Below are 16,651 nucleotides of genomic sequence, written 5' to 3' on the forward strand. Positions count from 1 at the left end.
TCCCGGCCCAATATCTCCACCGCCGTCCCTCGCTTTGGCTCAGGACGTCCATAACGACGTCCTTATGGACGTCTCTTACGCGCTCACATCACAGCAAGGCAGGCGGCCTCAACCGGTCGGTTACGAAGCCTCTCACGCACTCAACGAACAACGGAATCGTCGGTAATGTATAGGGCCGATGATGCTCGTGAGCATCGCTTAATCGCCCCGGCAAGGCCGGGGCTTTTTTTGGGCAACCGCTATGGCGTCCCGATAGCGCTGAAACTTCACTGGAAGCCCAGAGGCGATTTCGCCTCCGGGTCCATCACGACTACGCCGCTTGTGCCAGATAGCGTTCGTCGGCATTCAGCGCGCCCTTGTCAACATCAAGCAGCGCGGCAATCCTATCCCACCGCTCGGCGCTGCCGACGCCGCCCCGGTCGGTATAAGTGGACGGCGGGAAGGCCAGCCAGCGCGGCACCCAGTTCTCAACCTTGGCACGGCCATTGGTTCCGGCGAGGCAGTCCCGCACGATCTGCCGCTGGACCTTGACGATTTCCCCGGCATTGGCGCTGGCAACGGCATCGCCTGCGACCTCCGTTATGATCCCGCCGATCACCTCCTTGTCGCGGATGCCGTCGAGCAAGGCGTCATCGGCCTGCCAGACCGATGCCATGTCAACGTTGAGTAATGCGCCCAGCAATTCCACCATCGCGCTTCCCGCCGCCAGTGTCTCGCCCATCACAATCGCGAGGACGGCCGTAACCGTTTCATCGGAAAGGCCGGTGAGATGCACGAAAAGTCCCGGCAGGCCATGATCGCCCGCATGGCCGCCCGTGACGGTGGGCGTGTCGGCATCAAAGCCCAGCAGGGCCAGGACCTCGCGGCGTTTGGCGTCGAACACCGCTTCCGATGCGCTGGCTTCTACGCTCTCTGCAATCGGGTCGCTGTTGGCGCGCTGCTTTTCAACGTCCACCCGCCAGAGGGGCGAACCGACAATGGCATGAGCGAGCATCAGCCGAAGCGCCATGGCGGGCTGCGAAAGCAGAGACACGCGCACGGCGGCGTGACGGTGCAGATCGACATAGTTCTGAATAGCAGCGCTGATCTCCGGCCGCACCGGCTTGGGAAGATTCTCCCCTGCCTCGCGCTTACTGGCCTCCTTCCCGGTGATGTAGCCTTCGTGGAAGGTGACTTCGCCGCGATGGCTGATCGCCACATAGACCCGGCCGCCTTTCTTCTTCTGGCAGCGCTCATGTTCCCATGTGTGGAAATATGAACCGCGCTCCATGACGACAACCTCCTGCCATCCGGCTTCCTGGTAGGCATCCGCGCGTTCCTCGACCGCTGCCATTTGCGCCGTCCAGAAATCGGCAGCACAGGCGAAGTAGCTGTTCTCGCCGAACAGGTCTGAGACGGTCTCGCCGGGATAGCCTGCAAGATCGAACAGCGCGACGGTGGTGGAAATAGCCGCTCCGCCCATGACCCACGCCTTGAGGTTCTGGCCCAAGGGGGCGTGGTCGCTCTGGCTATCGAGCAGGGCAAGCCATTCGCGCTGCTGTGTCTTGCTGGCGAGGGTCAGGTGCCGCACGGTGATGGCATCGATCTTTTCGGCGCGGTAAAGGTTGCGAATGCGTGGCATGAGGTTGCCCAGCGCAAGGGTGCGTTTCACCTGCAAGGTAGTCAGCCCGAAGGTCAGGGAGATATCCTCGACGCTGCGGCCTTCCCGGACAAGCCGGGTGAAGGTTTCGTGGCGGGTCATCTCGTCGGGGTCCAGACGCGCGATGTTCTCGATCAACGAGGCTTCCAGTGCTGCCGCATCGTCACCTGCTGCCATGACGGCGCACGGCAAGGGATCGATGCTGCCGTTTTCCTGTGCGATAGCCAATGCGGCATGATAGCGCCGCTTGCCTGCCACGATCTCGTAGCCGTGATCATCCTTCTCCCGCACGATCAGAGGCACGAGGATACCTCGCGCGCGCACCGAAGGCAGGATGTTGGTGAGGTCAGGCACCTTCTTTCCTCCGCGCATGTTGGCGGACGAAACCGAGAGGCTGGCGATGTCGATGTGCTTGAGTTCCATGTTTCTTGCTCCTCTTCGCATCATCCCGGCCCCGAAATGCGGGGTGGGCGGCAAGAGCGCACCGGCAGGCGCGTCGGCAAAGGCGGGCCGCACCCGTCAGGGCTGAAACGAAGAGGAAGACCCGGCATAGCCGGGTTGCTGCCCGCCGCGACGCGCCTAGAGGGAAGTGACGCCCACACCGCTTGCCGGAGCCGGCCTATGCCATCGCGCGCATGCGCGATGACCGCATTGGAGCGGCGCAGCCGGTCCACCGCGTCATGCGATCGTTACACCACGAGGTGCCGAGGCGGCGCGTGACGCTGGCTCGGTGGAGCGAAGCGGAATAGAGCGCGGCCCGCGCGAGCGCGCGGGGACGCCCGTCATTCTTCTTGAGCATGGTTCAGTCTGCCAAGACCAAACGATCGCCGCGATATTAACGAGTTTTTAATAATGATGCAGAAAATTCTTAAGGCGTTCTGATTTCCGTCCCTACCGTCAGGACGTGCTTCGATCGGCCCCGGCGTCTCCCCCCGACTATGGCGTCGGGGTCCATCGAGCAGCGCAAGCGGCTACAGCAAGTTACGCCGATCGCAGGATGGAGCCGGATATAGCCGTTGCGCTATCCGGGCTGCCAATATCTTTTGCGAAAGATCTCCTGTTTGAAAGGCCTGCCTACGCTAAAGGTAAGCGCTGCCGGCCATCAGCAGACGCCGGCGCCGAATTAATGGCGCGCCTTTGTCGCCCGACAGGAGATTGGGAGTTGTCGAATATAAGCCCACGACCAAGGCGAGCGGAACAGGTTCAATGCGCCGTCTGCGAGCGGCCTCTTGCTGGCAAACGGGCCAAACTGAATGGCGTCAAAACCCTCATACCGCGATCGCATAGCAGAGTTGGAGGACGCACCTGCCCCGGAGCGCGGCAACCCGCAATTCTTCTCGACCAGACCGCATCCCACTGAGGGTGCTCCTCATGGCTGCATGGGGCCATGGCAATCGGATGGAGCATGTCGTGGTCCTTCACGAGATTCGTAGAGTTTGTCGGTGGCGCTGAATGGATGCGCCTTTCTGCATTTCCAGGGTCGACACCCACTTGCAGCGTAGATATCTCTCTGCTGTTCCCGCCACATGGCATTTTCGCGGCGATCGTGGCGGGGGCATTCCTTTTGTGGGTTACGCAGTGAACTAGCCTGCGGGCATGGCGATGTTCGCATCCCTCTCAAGGCCTGCCTCATCTTTGAGGCGGGCCTGTTTTTTTACGCTGCGCCATAGAGAAGAGGCATGGGGCCATCAGGCCACAGCCTGCAATCCCTTGCGCTGGATGATCGACAGCAGGCGCAGGGCAGGGCCACCGGGACGCTTCACGCCACGTTCCCAATCGGACACGAGATTGCGCGAGACGTTGAGATAGGCGGCGAACACCGGCTGCGAGACATGCTCGCGCTCCCGGATCGCCCGGATTTCGTCACCCGCCAGCGCCGGGGCCGGAGCAAGGCAGGCCTCGTCAAAAGTGCGCAGCGTCGCGCGCGACACCACGCCCGCGTCGTGCGCGTCGCTCACCATCTCATGGATCGCGCCCGCAATCTCGCTGCGATAGCCCTTATCCTTCATCACGGTTCCCATCGCCTATCTCCACCAGCGTTCCCGACACCACCAGCCGGTCCAGGTCCTCACCGCTCCATTCCAGCGCCTCGCTCGCGGCCTTGCGGAGCAAGGTCAGGTCGGTCTTCGATATGTTCGCCTGCGAATTCTTGGCGAACCCGAAAGCGAAAATCGCTCTGTCACCCTGCCGGAACAGGATCAGCGTGCGATAGCCGCCCGACTTGCCTTGCCCGGTGCGCGCGACGCGCTGTTTGATGACGCCGCCGCCAAGGTCGGCATCCACCAATCCGCTTTCCGCGCGTTCCACCGCTTCGCGAAGCGATGTGTCCGTAATCCGCTCCTTTCGCGCGAAGCGCTCGAACCATCCATTCTTGAAGATACGCGAAATGGCGGTTCTCCTGCTTCTGTTGGTGTATATAACACATAGCGTTATAGTTCAACGTCGATGGGATCGAGCGATACCGCATCGGCCTTCTTGACAACAGGCAGGCAGCGGGTGAGCATGAGTCCTTGCTTCATGACGCTGCGAAGGTGGTCCTTTCAAAGGAGCATCCCATGACCGACTCGGCCTAGCGCCTTTTGGCTGTCCCGCCGGAACGGCGCGGTTGTGAATGTTGCGCATGGAATTTTGGTACAGAGTGGGAAAAAATCTGCACTGATCTTTGTCAGTGAAGAGCCTACGCCAAATTCCGCCGTTCTCCGCCGCTGACCGCCGATTGCCGCCAGCGTCCACCATAACCTCAGAGCTTAGCTTTCTGTCCGTCCGGAAGGCTCTTGTCCGGGACGGCAAGGCATCCAATGCTCGTGGCCGGGGGGCGCGTGCAACATTCTGATTTGAAGAGATTGCCCCCATGAATAGCCCTGACCGTATCATAAGACTGAAAACCGTTCTGGCCCGCACCGGGCTTTCCCGCACGACGCTCTATCGCAAGATGGGCGAAGGCACTTTTCCCCGCCAAGTGAAAATCAGCGTCCACGGCGCGGGTTGGCGGGAGTCCGCTATCAATCGCTGGATTGCCGATCCGGTAAGCTACCGGGAGGAGTTGGGCGTTTGATCCTGTCGCCGTGTCCTCGCTTCTTGTGGGCGAGGGCACGGCGAGGTTGGCGGCCTGCGATCAGGCGGCTTGGCTCTTCGCTTTGCCAAACTTGCCGGTCACGACCTTCTGGCCATCGCGGAGGAAATCGAGATGGTCGGACCAATGCTGCATCATCCGCACCCGCTCGTCCCAATATTCCCCGCGCGTATAGGCACGGCGCACAGCATTATTGTCGCAATGGGCAAGCTGGCGCTCAATCGCGTCGGGATGCCATAGGCCCATCTCGTTCAGCAGCGTCGCCGCCATCGCCCGGAAGCCGTGGCCGGTCATTTCATCCTGCGTGAAGCCCATGCGCCGCAAGGCGGCGTTGATGGTGTTTTCCGACATGGGCCGATCCACTGAGCGGAGCGACGGGAACAGGTAGCTGCTATAGTCCGCGTCATGCTCGATGGTTTCAAGGATCGCCAATGCCTGTCGGGACAGGGGGATGGTGTGGGCGCGACGCATTTTGGTCTTGTGTGCCGGGACCGTCCACAGCGCCTTGTCAAAATCGAAGTCGGCCCATTCGGCATGGCGTAGTTCGCCGGGGCGCACGAACACATGGGGCAGTAATTGCAGCGCCGCCTTGGTGTTGGCAAAGCCTTCGAACGCCTCAATGGCGCGCAACAGTCCACCCGCATTGTCCGCGCTGGCGATGGCCGCCCTGTGGACGGGCTGGGGCGCGATCAACGCCCCGCGCAGGTCCGCCGCCACGTCGCGTTCCGCGCGGGCCGTGGCGATGGCGTAGCGGAATATCTGGCTGCATGTGCTGCGCAGGCGCTTGGCCGTCTCGTAGCGGCCCTTGCCCTCCATCTTGCGCAGCATGGTCAACACCTCCTGCGCGGTGATGGTGGTGACAGGGCGCTTGCCCAGCGATGCATTGATGAAAGCCAGCAGCCAGCGCAGTTTCTTCATCGTGACAGCGGAACGGCCTTCACGCTCCACCTTCACCAGCCATTCGTCGGCTACGGCCTTGAAGCTGTTGGACGCGGCCACGGTGGCGGCAATGCGATCCAGCCTGATCTTCTCGGCGGGGTCGTCGCCCTTTGCAAGCACCTTGCGGGCGGCGTCCCGCTGCTCGCGGGCATCGGCAAGGCCGGTGTCGGGATAGACCCCGAAGGCCAGCGTCTTCTGCTTGCCCATATGGCGGTAGTTCATCCGCCAGTAGCGACCGCCATTGGGCGTCACATAGAGGAACAGGCCATCGCCATCGGTGAGTTTATAGGGCTTTACGCGGCCCTTGGCGTTCTTGATCGCAGCGGCGGTGAGCGCCATGATGGTATCTCCTTTTTGGGGAGGGCCGCGCTACCATCAGACATACCATCAACATGCTGGTATCCGGTGGTCCAAGACCGCTCCGTATGGGATACCTATACCACGAAAAACCGCAGAAATCCGCCGTTCCCGGCACCTTCTGATACACTCTGGGAGAGTATTTTGGTGACCCCTACGGGAATCGAACCCGTGTTTCAGCCGTGAGAGGGCCGCGTCCTAACCGCTAGACGAAGGGGCCATGGACCGCTCTTGGCGGTCGGCAGGGGCTGGCCTTTAGGCAGGGGCATCCATGGCGTCAAGCGAAACCGCAGAGCATCCATCCCGTCCGCGCTATAAAACCGCCCCGTGCAAAGCATGACTGGGCACCCCACAAAAAAACCACTCCACGCAGAGCATGGCCGGTCACCTCACAGAAAAAACCACCCCATGCAGAGCATGGGGTGGCCAAGGTTCAGGGAGGAGACGCCTCCAAAGGGGGAGGCGCCCATACGATACACCCGAAAGGGGGGCAGGTGCATCGCATGATTGATAGATAGGGCAGGTCGCATCGCCTTACAAGAGGGGATGCGATGCCCTTTCCATCAATTTTTCAAACCCTTTCGGGTTAATTTCTCGTTCAGGCCCCGACCGGCTCCTGCGTCGGCTCCGCGGTGGCGGGCATGGCGATCGGGCCCTTGCCCTGGCTCACCTGCGCCTCGAAGATTTCACGCATCAGTTGGAGCGAGAAGAGGTGCGCGTGGATCAGGGGCAACATGCCGTTCTGGTTGATCTTGCGCAGCTGGTCGCCGCGCAGGTCGCGCAGCTTTTCCTCGTTGATCATGCGGAAACCGCGGTAGACGAAGGGTTGGTCGGCGACCGGGGTCTGGATCGCGACTTCGCCGTCCATCAGCAGGTCGAGTTCCTGCAGGTCGCGGACGAACTGGCCGGTGCGGGCCGCGGCCTGTTCGAAATCCTCGCAGAATTTCATCACGCCCTGAGTCTGCTCGCTGGGCTTGCCGTCTTCGAACAGCGACTGGCCTTCGTCGAACGCGCCGATCGCCGGACTGGTGGGATCGAAGCAGAGCGAGAGGTCGTCGCTGTCGGGACGCAGCTTGGCCAGCATCCAGGGATAGCGGCGGACATAGGCCGGAACATAGGCGGGGCCGCGCAGCTTGCCTTCGTCATCGACAAAGACGTTCACACCTTCATTGAGGCCCATCAGCAGCAGCGGCACGGAATCGGCGCCGGCCGAAAAGATGATCGGGGCGAAGCGCTGGGCCGGGACGAATTCGTCGATCGTCAGCGGAACGGCGTGCTGCGTCGTCAGGAACGGCGCCGAATCGATCTGGCGGGTGCGATAATCAAGATGGTCCACGCTGCTCAGCGGCAGGAGATCATTGTAGAAGATGGGCAGGGTGTTGGCGGGCGCGCTGGCCATGGTCCGGGTCCATTCTGTCAATTTGCGGCCGCCTTTTATGCGCGCGCCGCGGGCTGAATATTGGGGCAGGGCGATAATGGCCTTGCCGGTTGGTGGCAATCGGTTTGTCGGCGGCGCGTGTTCAGCTTGCCGCCGTCAGCCTTCGCCGGGCAGCGGAATGAGCTTGCCCGGATTGAACAGGCCCTTGGGATCGAACGCCGCCTTGATCGCGCGCAACGCGCCGATCCGCGCCGGGCTGGCTAGGCGGCCCAGTTCCGCGCGCTTCATCTGGCCGATGCCATGTTCGGCCGAAATGGAGCCGCCCGCCGCGACCACCGCATCATGGACGAAGCCGTTGATCGCCTGGCCCTGGGTCGCGATCCAGGCCGGGCCGTCGCCCGTCCCCTTGGGCGCGCGCACATGGAAATGGACGTTCCCGTCGCCCAGATGGCCGAAGGAGGAAGCCGTGGTGCCGGGGAAGCGCGCTTCCGCCGCCGCCGCCGCATCGATCATGAAGGCGGGCATCTTCGCCACCGGCACGCTGATGTCATATTGCAGCGCCGGCCCTTGCGCCTTTTCCGATTCCGACAATGATTCGCGAATGCGCCAGAAAGCGTCGGCCTGCGCCTCGTTGGCGGCGAGCGCCGCGTCGACGGCGATGCCCCGTTCGAACGCGTCGGCCAGCGCCGCTTCCAACCGCTCCGACGGACCCGGCTCAGACAGGTCGGCATGGTCGACCTCGATCAGCACATGCCAGGGCGTGCGCGTCTCGATCGGCGATCTTGTGCCGGGGATGTGCCCCAGCACGAACCCCAGCGTCTCGTCGGCGATCACCTCAAACCCCTCGACGCTTTCGCCCAACAGGGTTTCGGTCAGCCGCAGCAGCGCCAGCGCGTCGGCGGGCGAGGCGACCCCGACCCATCCCACAGCCCGCGCGGCGATGGCGGGCGCGAGCCGCAGCGCCGCGGCGGTGACGACGCCCAGCGTGCCTTCCGCCCCGATCAACAACTGTTTGATATCGTAGCCGCGATTATCCTTTTTGAGTGCATCCAGCCCATCGAAGATGCTGCCGTCGGGCAGCACCGCCTCTATTCCCTCCACCAGCGCGCGCATCGTGCCGTGGCGCAAGACCTGCGTGCCGCCCGCATTGGTCGACACCAGTCCGCCGATGGTCGCCGACCCCTTGGCCCCCAGGCTCAGCGGAAACCGCCGGCCCTGTTCCTCGGCCGCGTCGTGCAACACGCTCAGGATTACGCCCGCCTCGCACACCGCCAGATTATCTTGCCGAGACAGGCTGCGAATGTGGTTCATTCGCCGCAGCGACAGGATCAGCGCCGATCCGTCCGCCGGTGGCGTCGCGCCGCCGACCATCGACGTATTGCCCCCCTGCGGCACCAGCGCCACGCCCAGTTCCGCGGCCAGCGCGACGGTGGCGGCGACCTCCTGCGTGGAGGCGGGCGCCAGGATCGCGGCCGCCGCGCCATGATAACGGCCGCGCCAGTCGCTGACCCAGGGGGCGATGTCGTCGGGATCGGTGACCACCCCCTTGGGGCCGAGCAGGGCGATGAATCGATCGATCATATCTTGTCCAATCATGGGACGCACCTATCCCCGGAATTCATCGACGGTTCAACCACCACCCGATAGCATCGCTTCCCATATAAGGGGTCCGTCTTGGTTCATTCCATATTGCTGCTGCTGTCCGCATCGACCGGTGATCCGGTCCAATGGGCGCAATTGTCCATCCAGCAGCGCGTCATCATTCGCGTGCCGATGGTGCGCAAGGGGCGCGCGCCTGCCCGGATCGCGCCCGATGCGCGTGAGCGATGGCAGGAAAAAAAGGGGCCGCGCTGCGTCGCGCTGCGCTCGATTCGCGGCGGCAGCATCGTCGTGGACAATGGCGTGGACCTCATTCTGGCGGACAATCACCGCTATCGGGCGCGGCTGGAAAAGGGCTGCGACTCAGTGGGTTTCTATTCCGGCTTCTATGTCGAACCGGATGATGACGGATCGCTCTGTTCGGGCCGCGACGAATTGCAGGCGCGCAGCGGCCTGAGTTGCGCAATCGACAGTTTTCGTCGCCTCATCCCGGTCGGCGAGGAGGATTGATCCGCCGCCATCGCCCGGCAACCGCGCGATTTTCTTGACAAGAGGCCGATATTTCCGCAATGCGCGGCCGATTTCCGTCTCGCATCCGCGCAGGACGGATAAGCCTCCTGTTCCCGGACCATTGAATGACTTTTGCCGATCTCGGCCTTTCCGACGAATTGCTCAGGGCCGTAACCGAATCCGGTTACGACACGCCCACCCCCATTCAGGCGCAGGCGATCCCCTCCGTCCTGATGATGCGCGACATTATCGGTATCGCCCAAACGGGGACGGGAAAGACCGCCAGCTTCGTGCTGCCGATGATCGACATCCTGGCCCATGGCCGCAGCCGTGCGCGGATGCCCCGTTCGCTGATCCTGGAGCCGACGCGCGAACTCGCCGCGCAGGTGGCCGAGAATTTCGAGAAATACGGCAAATATCACAAGCTTTCGATGGCACTGCTGATCGGCGGCGTGTCGATGGGGGACCAGCTCGCCGCGCTCGAAAAGGGTGTCGACGTGCTGATCGCGACGCCGGGTCGCCTGATGGACCTGTTCGGTCGCGGCAAGATCATGCTGAACGGCTGTTCGCTACTGGTCATCGATGAAGCCGACCGGATGCTCGACATGGGCTTCATCCCCGATATCGAGGAAATCTGCACCAAGCTGCCTGCGCAGCGCCAGACTTTGCTGTTCTCCGCGACGATGCCGCCGGTCATCAAGAAGCTGGCCGACAAATTCCTGTCCAATCCCAAGTCGATCGAAGTCGCGCGCCCCGCCAGCGCCTCGACCAACATCACCCAGCGTCTGGTGAAGGTCGATTCGCGCAAGAAGCGCGACACGCTCTCCAAAATGCTGCGGGAAGCGGACGTCACCAGCGCGGTCATCTTCTGCAACCGCAAGACCACGGTGCGGGACTTGAACAAGAGCCTGCAACGCGACGGCTTCAAGTCGGGCGAAATCCATGGGGACATCGACCAGGGGTCGCGCATCGCCGAACTGGAACGCTTCCGCGCCGGCACCGTCAACATCCTGGTCGCATCGGACGTCGCGGCGCGCGGACTGGACATCAAGGGCGTCAGCCATGTGTTCAACTATGACGCGCCCTGGCACCCGGACGATTATGTCCACCGTATCGGCCGCACCGGCCGCGCGGGCGCCAGCGGCGTCGCCTACACCTTCGTCACCGAAGCGGACGCCGAGGCGATCGACAATATCCAGAAGCTGATCGGCACGAAGATCGAGGTCGTTGGCGCCGCCGATGTCGTCGCATCTGCCGAACCCGTCAGGGACGAACTCGCCCGCGCGCCGCGCGGTCGCGGTCGCGGCGCACGCCCCGCGCAGGTCGAGGAAACGCCGAGCGCGGAGATTGAACAGCCGACGCCGCGTGAAGAAAAGGCCCGTGAGGATCGCCCGCGCGACAATGATCAGCGTGAAGACCGCTCCCGCGATTCGCGCCCTGATCGCACCACATCTGCCGCGCCGCCGCGCCGCCGCAACGACCAAGCCGATGACGGCCCGGACGATGGCTGGAACGGCCCGGTCCCAGAATTCCTGAACTTCGGCTTCACCCAATAGGCGCGTCATCCCGGCGACGGCTGGGATGATGGATAAAGGCTGCGGATGGAGATGCTACACGGCGACGCCATAGGCTTCGCGGATGTGTGCCTTCCGCAGCAAAATCGGGAAATCCCCAGGATCAGGCGATAATTGAGAGGTCGCGGGCAGCGAGTTGCCGGTCGTAAATCGGCCAGAAGCGGACGCGATCCACCCCATCCACGCGCATTCGCCGCCAGCCATAATCACAACAACCCCTGCGCCCGCAAACTGGCATGACCGCTCGCCGCCATGATGATATGGTCATGCACGCTGATGCCCAGCCGCTTGCCCGCCTCCACGATCTGCCGCGTGATGTCGATATCCTGCCGGCTGGGCGACGGATCACCCGACGGGTGGTTATGCACCAGGATCAGCGCCGCCGACCCCAATTCCATCGCCCGCTTGATGACCTCGCGCACATAGATCGCCGCCTGATCGATCGATCCGTCGCCCATATGATCGTCCCGGATCAGCATGTTGCGGCTGTTCAGGTGCAATACGCGCACCCGTTCCACGCTCAGATGCGCCATGTCCGCGCGCAGATAGTCGAGCAGCGCCTGCCAACTGGCCAGCACCGGCCGCGCCGCCACCTCGTTGCGCAGCGCCCGCAGCATCGTCGCCTGCACGATCTTGATCGCCGCGATGCTGGTATCGCCCATGCCTGGCAACCGCGCGATCGCCTGCCAGTCGGCGCTCATCAGGCCGCCGATGCCGCCAAATTCGCGCAACAACGCCTTGGCCAGCGGTTTGGTGTCGCGCCGGGGAATCGCCAGGGCGAGGAGATATTCGATCAGTTCATGGTCGTGCAGGCCATCGCCACCGCTCTCCGCCAGCTTGCTCCGCAACCGCGCGCGATGGCCGGCGCCGTCATGCGGGGCTTTTCCATCCTGTTCCGACAACAATTCGCCCCCTTTACCGGCTTTGTGACGCTATGCGTTGCGGAATCGCGGGGCAAGGATATTTAGAAGGTGACAGACGTTATGGTCCCGTTACGGACCATCAGTGTCGCAGCAAGCCGGGGTTGGCCATAAGCATGGAAGAACAGGACGGCGAAGAGACGGTTCGCCGGGCATGGCTGCGCTGGCTGGGCGTTGGCACCGGGTCGCTGGCGCTGGTGCTGGCGGCGCTGTGGACGCAGCGCGCCCCGATTGCGGAGAATTTCGTCAGCCGGGAACTCAACCGGCGCGGGGTGCAGGCCAATTATGACCTGGTCGATGTGGGCCTGCGCACCCAGCGGATCGAAAATATCGTGCTGGGCAATCCGGCCAAGCCGGATCTGACGGCGCGCTGGGTGGAGGTCGACGTCGCCTTTGTCGGCCTGACGCCGCAGGTCGCGGCGGTGCGGGCAGGGGGCGTGCGGATGCGCGGCTCCCTGCATGATGGCGTCCTGCGTCTGGGCGAACTCGACAAGTTTCGCGACCCCGATTCGACTGCGCCGTTCAGCCTGCCAGACATCATCGTGGCGCTCGCCGACGCGCGACTGACGCTGGATACCGACGCTGGGCGCGTAGGTATGCAGATTGACGGCAACGGCAATCTCCAGTCGGGCTTCCGCGGCAAGCTGGCCGCGGCGATGCCCCGCGCGTCGCTGGCGGGCTGCGGCCTGACGCAGGCGACGGCCATGCTCGATGTCGCGATGCGGCAGGGCCAGCCGCATCTGTCTGGTCCGATCCGCGCCGACGCCGTCGCCTGCCGCGACGTAGGCGCGGCGATCGCCCGGCCCGTCGCGGCCATCGACCTCAGCCTTGGGCAGGCGCTCGACCGCTGGAGCGGCCATGTCGACCTGTCGGGCGAGGCCTTCAGGGGCAATGGCCTGGTGCTGGCGTCGCCCGATGGCCGCATCGATTTCGACGGCACTGCTGTGCGCACCGGCGGCAAAGTGCGCTTGGGCGCAAAGGCGGTGACGGGACGCGGCGCCTTGCTGCGCGACGCGCGCCTGACCGGCGACTGGGTGGTCGGCGCGGAGGGGACGAGCCTGAAAGGCGCGCTGTCGGGGCAGGATATCCACCTGACCGGACGTGACCCGCTGGCCGGTGTCCGCACTGCTGCGGCCGGAACGCCGGTGGGGCCGCTCGCCGCGCGCCTGGCCGATGCGGTCGAACGGGCGGGCGCGGCCAACCGCGTTCACACCCGCTTCGCTTTGGTGCAGAAACTGGGCAGCGGCAGCGTCGTCATCACTGATGCGGGCCTCGACGCGCGCAGCGGCGCGCGCGTCGGCCTCGCGCCGGGCGCATTGGCGACACTGGCTTGGCCGGGCAAGGTCGGCGGCCTCGACTGGGCGCTGGACGGCGCGCTGACCACGGATGGTGGCGGCCTGCCCAGGGGTGCGCTGCGCCTGAAGCGGCGACCGGGCGGCGGGTTCGGCGGCGAATTGTTCGTCGATCCCTATGCAGCGGGCGACGCGCGCCTGGCGCTCGACCGGGTGCGCTTCACCGCAGACGCCAGTGGCGCGACCCGCTTTTCCACCGCGGTCCGGCTCGACGGCCCCCTGCCCGACGGCCGCGTGCGGGGCCTCAGCCTGCCGGTCGAAGGGCGCATGGCCGCCAATGGCGCGCTGACCGTCAACTCCGCTTGCGTTCCCGTTTCGCTGGTCGAGGCGCGTTACGGCAATTTCGCGCTGGGCCAGACCCGCCAGACTCTTTGTCCGGTCGGCGGCGGCGCGATGTTCGCGACTGGGTCGGGCGGCGCCAGTGGCGGCGCGGAAATCCGCAACCTCGACTTGGACGGCCGCAGCGGCGACAGCCCGATGCGCCTGACCGCCGATCAGGCGCGGGTCGTGCTGGGCCGCACCGGATTCGCGCTCGCCAATCCGGCCCTCACGATCGGACCGCAGGACGCGCCGGTGCGCCTGTCCGCCGCGGCTCTGGACGGCGCGCTGACCAAAGACGGTTTCGGCGGCAAGGTGACGGGTGCGGGCGGCCAGATCGGCAGCGTGCCGCTGATCATCGAGCAGGGCGCGGGCGACTGGAGTTTTGCCAAGGGCGTGCTGGCTTTCAGCGCCGCCATGACCGTGCGCGATTCGCAGGCGCCTGCGCGCTTCACCCCGCTCTCGGTCCCCGACTTCACGCTCAGCCTCAAGGACGGCCGCATCGCCGCCAACGGCACGCTCCATGCGCCGCGCAATGGCGCGACCGTCGCGCGCACCGATATCGCGCACGATCTGTCGAGCGGGAAGGGCCATGCCGACCTGATCGTCTCCAACCTCGTCTTTGGTCCTGGCCTCCAGCCGGAGGATGTGACCCCGCTCGCGCTCGGCGTCGTCGCCAATGTGAATGCGACCGTGGCGGGGCAGGGGCGTATCGACTGGACCGGATCGGCGGTCACCTCCACCGGCGCCTTCCGCACCGACAATGCCAATCTTGCCGCCGCCTTCGGCCCGGTGGAGGGGTTGTCGGGCGAAATCCGCTTCACCGACCTGATCGGCATGGTCACCGCGCCGGGGCAGGAAGTGCGGATCAAGTCGGTCAATCCGGGCGTCGAAGTGCGCGACGGCGTCGTGCGCTATCGGCTGGAGGCCGGGCAGAAGGTGCGGATAGAGGGCGGCGGCTGGCCCTTCTCCGGCGGCGAACTTTCCCTGCTGCCCACCACCATGGATTTCAGCGCCGATGTCGACCGCTATCTGACCTTCCGCGTCGTCGGGCTGGATGCGGGCGCGTTCATTCAGGCGATGGAACTGGACAATATCTCCGCCACCGGCACGTTCGACGGCATCATGCCGCTGATCTTCAACGCGCAGGGCGGTCGTGTCGCCGGCGGTGTGCTGGTCGCCCGGCAACAGGGTATGCCGCCGCTCATCATGCCCGAAGGCGTGCTGCCGACCATCCCCTGCGACCCCACGCGCCAGTCCGGCGTGCTGTCCTATGTCGGCCCGGTATCCAACGAGCAACTCGGCGTGATGGGCAAGATGGCCTTCGACGCGCTCAAGGATCTGCAATATAAATGCCTGACCATCCTGATGGATGGCGCGCTGGATGGGGAAATGGTCACCAACGTCGTGTTCAATGGCGTCAACCGCGGCAAGTTGGGCGATGCGCCGTCGGGCATCAGCCGCAGCTTCATCGGCCTGCCCTTCATCTTCAACGTCCGCGTGTCAGCGCCCTTCCGCGGCTTGCTCGGCACCGCCCAATCCTTCATCGACCCGTCGCAGCTCATTCAGAACAGCATCGGCGACAAGGTGCAGCAGGAGATGAAGGCGAATAGCAATAACGGCCTTGCGGTTCAGCCTGCGGAAAGCGAAACTGTGCCAAACGGGGAGCAGAAATGAAGATACAGGCAATCATGACAGCGGCCTTGACCGCTTCCGCGCTGGGGGGCTGCATTCAGGTGAAGGCGCCCGACAAGCCGATCGAAATCAACCTGAACGTCAAGGTGCAGCAGGAGGTCGTCGTCAAGCTGCAACGCGACGCGCAGGATCTTATCCAGAATAACCCGGAGTTGTTCCCGCAATGACACGCAAGATGCTCATGTTCGCCGCCGGCGCTGTGGTTGCGCTGGCCAGCGGCTTCGTCATGACCGCGCCCGCGCGCGCCCAGTCCGGCCCCGTAGCCGCCGCCATGGCGGCCGGCACGGTGGGCGAGCAGGCCGACGGCTATCTCGGCATCGCCGGGACGGTCGGCGCGGATGTGCGCGCTGAAGTCGAATCGATCAACATCAAGCGCCGTGCCGCGTACACGCAGCTCGCGGGCCAGCGCGGCGTCACGGTGCAGGATGTCGCGGCCGCCACCGGTTGCCAGACACTCAGCAGCCGGGTGAAGCAGGGCCAGGCCTATCGCATCGGCGCCGGCGCCTGGCAAACCAAGGGCGCAGGCGCGATTGCGCTGCCGGGCTATTGCGCGATGGCGAGTTGATCGCAGCGGTTTAGAGAATGACGGAAAGGCGCGGTGGCGATGTCACCGCGCCTTTTTATTGGCGTCCCATCCTCGCCGGAAAGGGGATAGCGCGCGCGAAGCGGCGCGGAGGGGAGGGATTACCGGAAACGACCATTTTTGCCGTTTAGGCCCGATTTCTCGAAAGCCCACAGCAGAAAGACCGATCTATCGCCAGCGAAATTCTTGCCCGCGTTGTGCCGTTCCGAATGCGCTGCTAGCCTCAATCCAAGGGGGCTGAGAGCATGAACGTCTATCAAATTATCGTCGTCATATTCGGGCTGATCGTATCAGCAATAAGCATATTTGCCGTAATAGTAATTGCGCGATCGCCATATTTCACGCGGAAACCACTTTGGATTATCGGTTCATTGTTTGGATTTCTTGGCCTTGGTATAAGCTGGACCTCGCCTGATGATTTGATTTTGCTGTTCGGTATTTCGATCCCGGTCATAAACGTGTTTAAAGTGCTTCCAACTGACCCAGTGATAGTGAAAACCTTCTTCCCGTTTGTCGCGATAGTAGCCCTCATAAGGCATATGATCTTTGATGATGAAGCCGCTGGTTAGCTGCATTGTGCCTTTGGGCGGGACTGTCAGGATTTCCGTGTGCGGCCGGGCGGTTGATCATCAGGCCGCCATGGCTCTGATGAAACGTTCGCCGAAGATCACGGCAAATTGCGCCTTCGCCATGGTCCACTCACGTGGTGGCATC

General features: G+C 64.0%; 14 protein-coding genes and 1 tRNA gene. 7 read left to right on the plus strand and 8 right to left on the minus strand.

All coding sequences use genetic code 11. The annotated features are described in order from the left end of the window. Window positions 1–310: 310 nt before the first annotated feature. The 3 genes from EWH12_RS20025 to EWH12_RS20035 all read right to left on the minus strand — a co-directional run bounded on the left by EWH12_RS20025 (window position 311) and on the right by EWH12_RS20035 (window position 4,072). Window positions 311–2,062: a ParB/RepB/Spo0J family partition protein gene (locus EWH12_RS20025; protein WP_037521615.1), complete on the minus strand. Its 1,752-nt coding sequence runs from the start codon at window positions 2,060–2,062 to the stop codon at window positions 311–313. A 1,265-nt stretch (window positions 2,063–3,327) separates the two neighbouring features. Beyond that, on the minus strand, window positions 3,328–3,648 hold the full coding sequence (locus EWH12_RS20030) for a helix-turn-helix domain-containing protein (protein WP_037521614.1): 321 nt from the start codon (window positions 3,646–3,648) through the stop codon (window positions 3,328–3,330). Continuing rightward, the gene (locus EWH12_RS20035; RefSeq protein WP_340640838.1) at window positions 3,638–4,072 is read right to left on the minus strand and encodes a type II toxin-antitoxin system RelE/ParE family toxin; all 435 of its coding nucleotides are present in this window, start codon (window positions 4,070–4,072) and stop codon (window positions 3,638–3,640) included. Before EWH12_RS20035 ends, EWH12_RS20030 begins: the two co-directional genes overlap by 11 nt. A 418-nt stretch (window positions 4,073–4,490) precedes the next feature. Between EWH12_RS20035 and EWH12_RS20040 the strand changes: the two genes are divergently transcribed. Further along, complete coding sequence (locus EWH12_RS20040) at window positions 4,491–4,694, plus strand: helix-turn-helix transcriptional regulator (protein ID WP_037521612.1); 204 nt, start codon at window positions 4,491–4,493, stop codon at window positions 4,692–4,694. Between the two features lie 60 nt (window positions 4,695–4,754). On the opposite strand, the gene EWH12_RS20045 is transcribed toward EWH12_RS20040, so the two are convergent. The 4 genes from EWH12_RS20045 to EWH12_RS20060 form a co-directional block, all read right to left on the minus strand. Beyond that, a complete protein-coding gene (locus tag EWH12_RS20045; RefSeq protein WP_129927607.1) occupies window positions 4,755–5,990 on the minus strand; it encodes a tyrosine-type recombinase/integrase in 1,236 nt (411 codons plus the stop codon). Window positions 5,991–6,153: 163 nt separating this feature from the next. Further along, window positions 6,154–6,228 (minus strand) — tRNA-Glu (locus tag EWH12_RS20050). Between the two features lie 378 nt (window positions 6,229–6,606). Continuing rightward, window positions 6,607–7,407, minus strand: coding sequence for a SapC family protein (locus EWH12_RS20055; protein WP_066601620.1), 801 nt, complete (start codon window positions 7,405–7,407; stop codon window positions 6,607–6,609). A 135-nt stretch (window positions 7,408–7,542) separates the two neighbouring features. Further along, window positions 7,543–8,982 carry an FAD-binding oxidoreductase gene (locus EWH12_RS20060; protein ID WP_129927608.1) on the minus strand — a complete coding sequence of 480 codons (1,440 nt, stop codon included), beginning with the start codon at window positions 8,980–8,982 and terminating at the stop codon, window positions 7,543–7,545. Window positions 8,983–9,060: 78 nt separating this feature from the next. Between EWH12_RS20060 and EWH12_RS20065 the strand changes: the two genes are divergently transcribed. Further along, window positions 9,061–9,495, plus strand: coding sequence for a hypothetical protein (locus EWH12_RS20065; protein ID WP_129927609.1), 435 nt, complete (start codon window positions 9,061–9,063; stop codon window positions 9,493–9,495). Window positions 9,496–9,620: 125 nt separating this feature from the next. Then, window positions 9,621–11,051 (plus strand): DEAD/DEAH box helicase, encoded by a 1,431-nt coding sequence (locus tag EWH12_RS20070; RefSeq protein WP_129927610.1) that lies wholly within the window; start codon window positions 9,621–9,623, stop codon window positions 11,049–11,051. 224 nt (window positions 11,052–11,275) lie between these two features. Here EWH12_RS20070 and radC read toward each other — a convergent pair whose 3' ends face one another. Then, window positions 11,276–11,971, minus strand: coding sequence for a RadC family protein (radC, locus tag EWH12_RS20075; protein WP_066605205.1), 696 nt, complete (start codon window positions 11,969–11,971; stop codon window positions 11,276–11,278). A gap of 134 nt (window positions 11,972–12,105) precedes the next feature. On the opposite strand from radC, the gene EWH12_RS20080 reads away from it, so the two are divergent. The 4 genes from EWH12_RS20080 to EWH12_RS20095 all read left to right on the plus strand — a co-directional run bounded on the left by EWH12_RS20080 (window position 12,106) and on the right by EWH12_RS20095 (window position 16,506). Next, on the plus strand, window positions 12,106–15,336 hold the full coding sequence (locus EWH12_RS20080) for an intermembrane phospholipid transport protein YdbH family protein (RefSeq protein WP_129927611.1): 3,231 nt from the start codon (window positions 12,106–12,108) through the stop codon (window positions 15,334–15,336). Continuing rightward, window positions 15,333–15,521, plus strand: coding sequence for a YnbE family lipoprotein (locus EWH12_RS20085; RefSeq protein ID WP_066601632.1), 189 nt, complete (start codon window positions 15,333–15,335; stop codon window positions 15,519–15,521). The genes EWH12_RS20080 and EWH12_RS20085 overlap by 4 nt, the downstream gene beginning before the upstream one ends. Then, the gene (locus EWH12_RS20090) at window positions 15,518–15,919 is read left to right on the plus strand and encodes a YdbL family probable chaperone protein (protein WP_129927612.1); all 402 of its coding nucleotides are present in this window, start codon (window positions 15,518–15,520) and stop codon (window positions 15,917–15,919) included. Before EWH12_RS20085 ends, EWH12_RS20090 begins: the two co-directional genes overlap by 4 nt. 263 nt (window positions 15,920–16,182) lie before the next feature. After that, the gene (locus EWH12_RS20095; RefSeq protein ID WP_129927613.1) at window positions 16,183–16,506 is read left to right on the plus strand and encodes a hypothetical protein; all 324 of its coding nucleotides are present in this window, start codon (window positions 16,183–16,185) and stop codon (window positions 16,504–16,506) included. Window positions 16,507–16,651 lie beyond the last annotated feature (145 nt).

Source organism: Sphingobium cupriresistens, from assembly GCF_004152865.1.
In the GTDB taxonomy this organism is placed as follows: domain Bacteria; phylum Pseudomonadota; class Alphaproteobacteria; order Sphingomonadales; family Sphingomonadaceae; genus Sphingobium; species Sphingobium cupriresistens.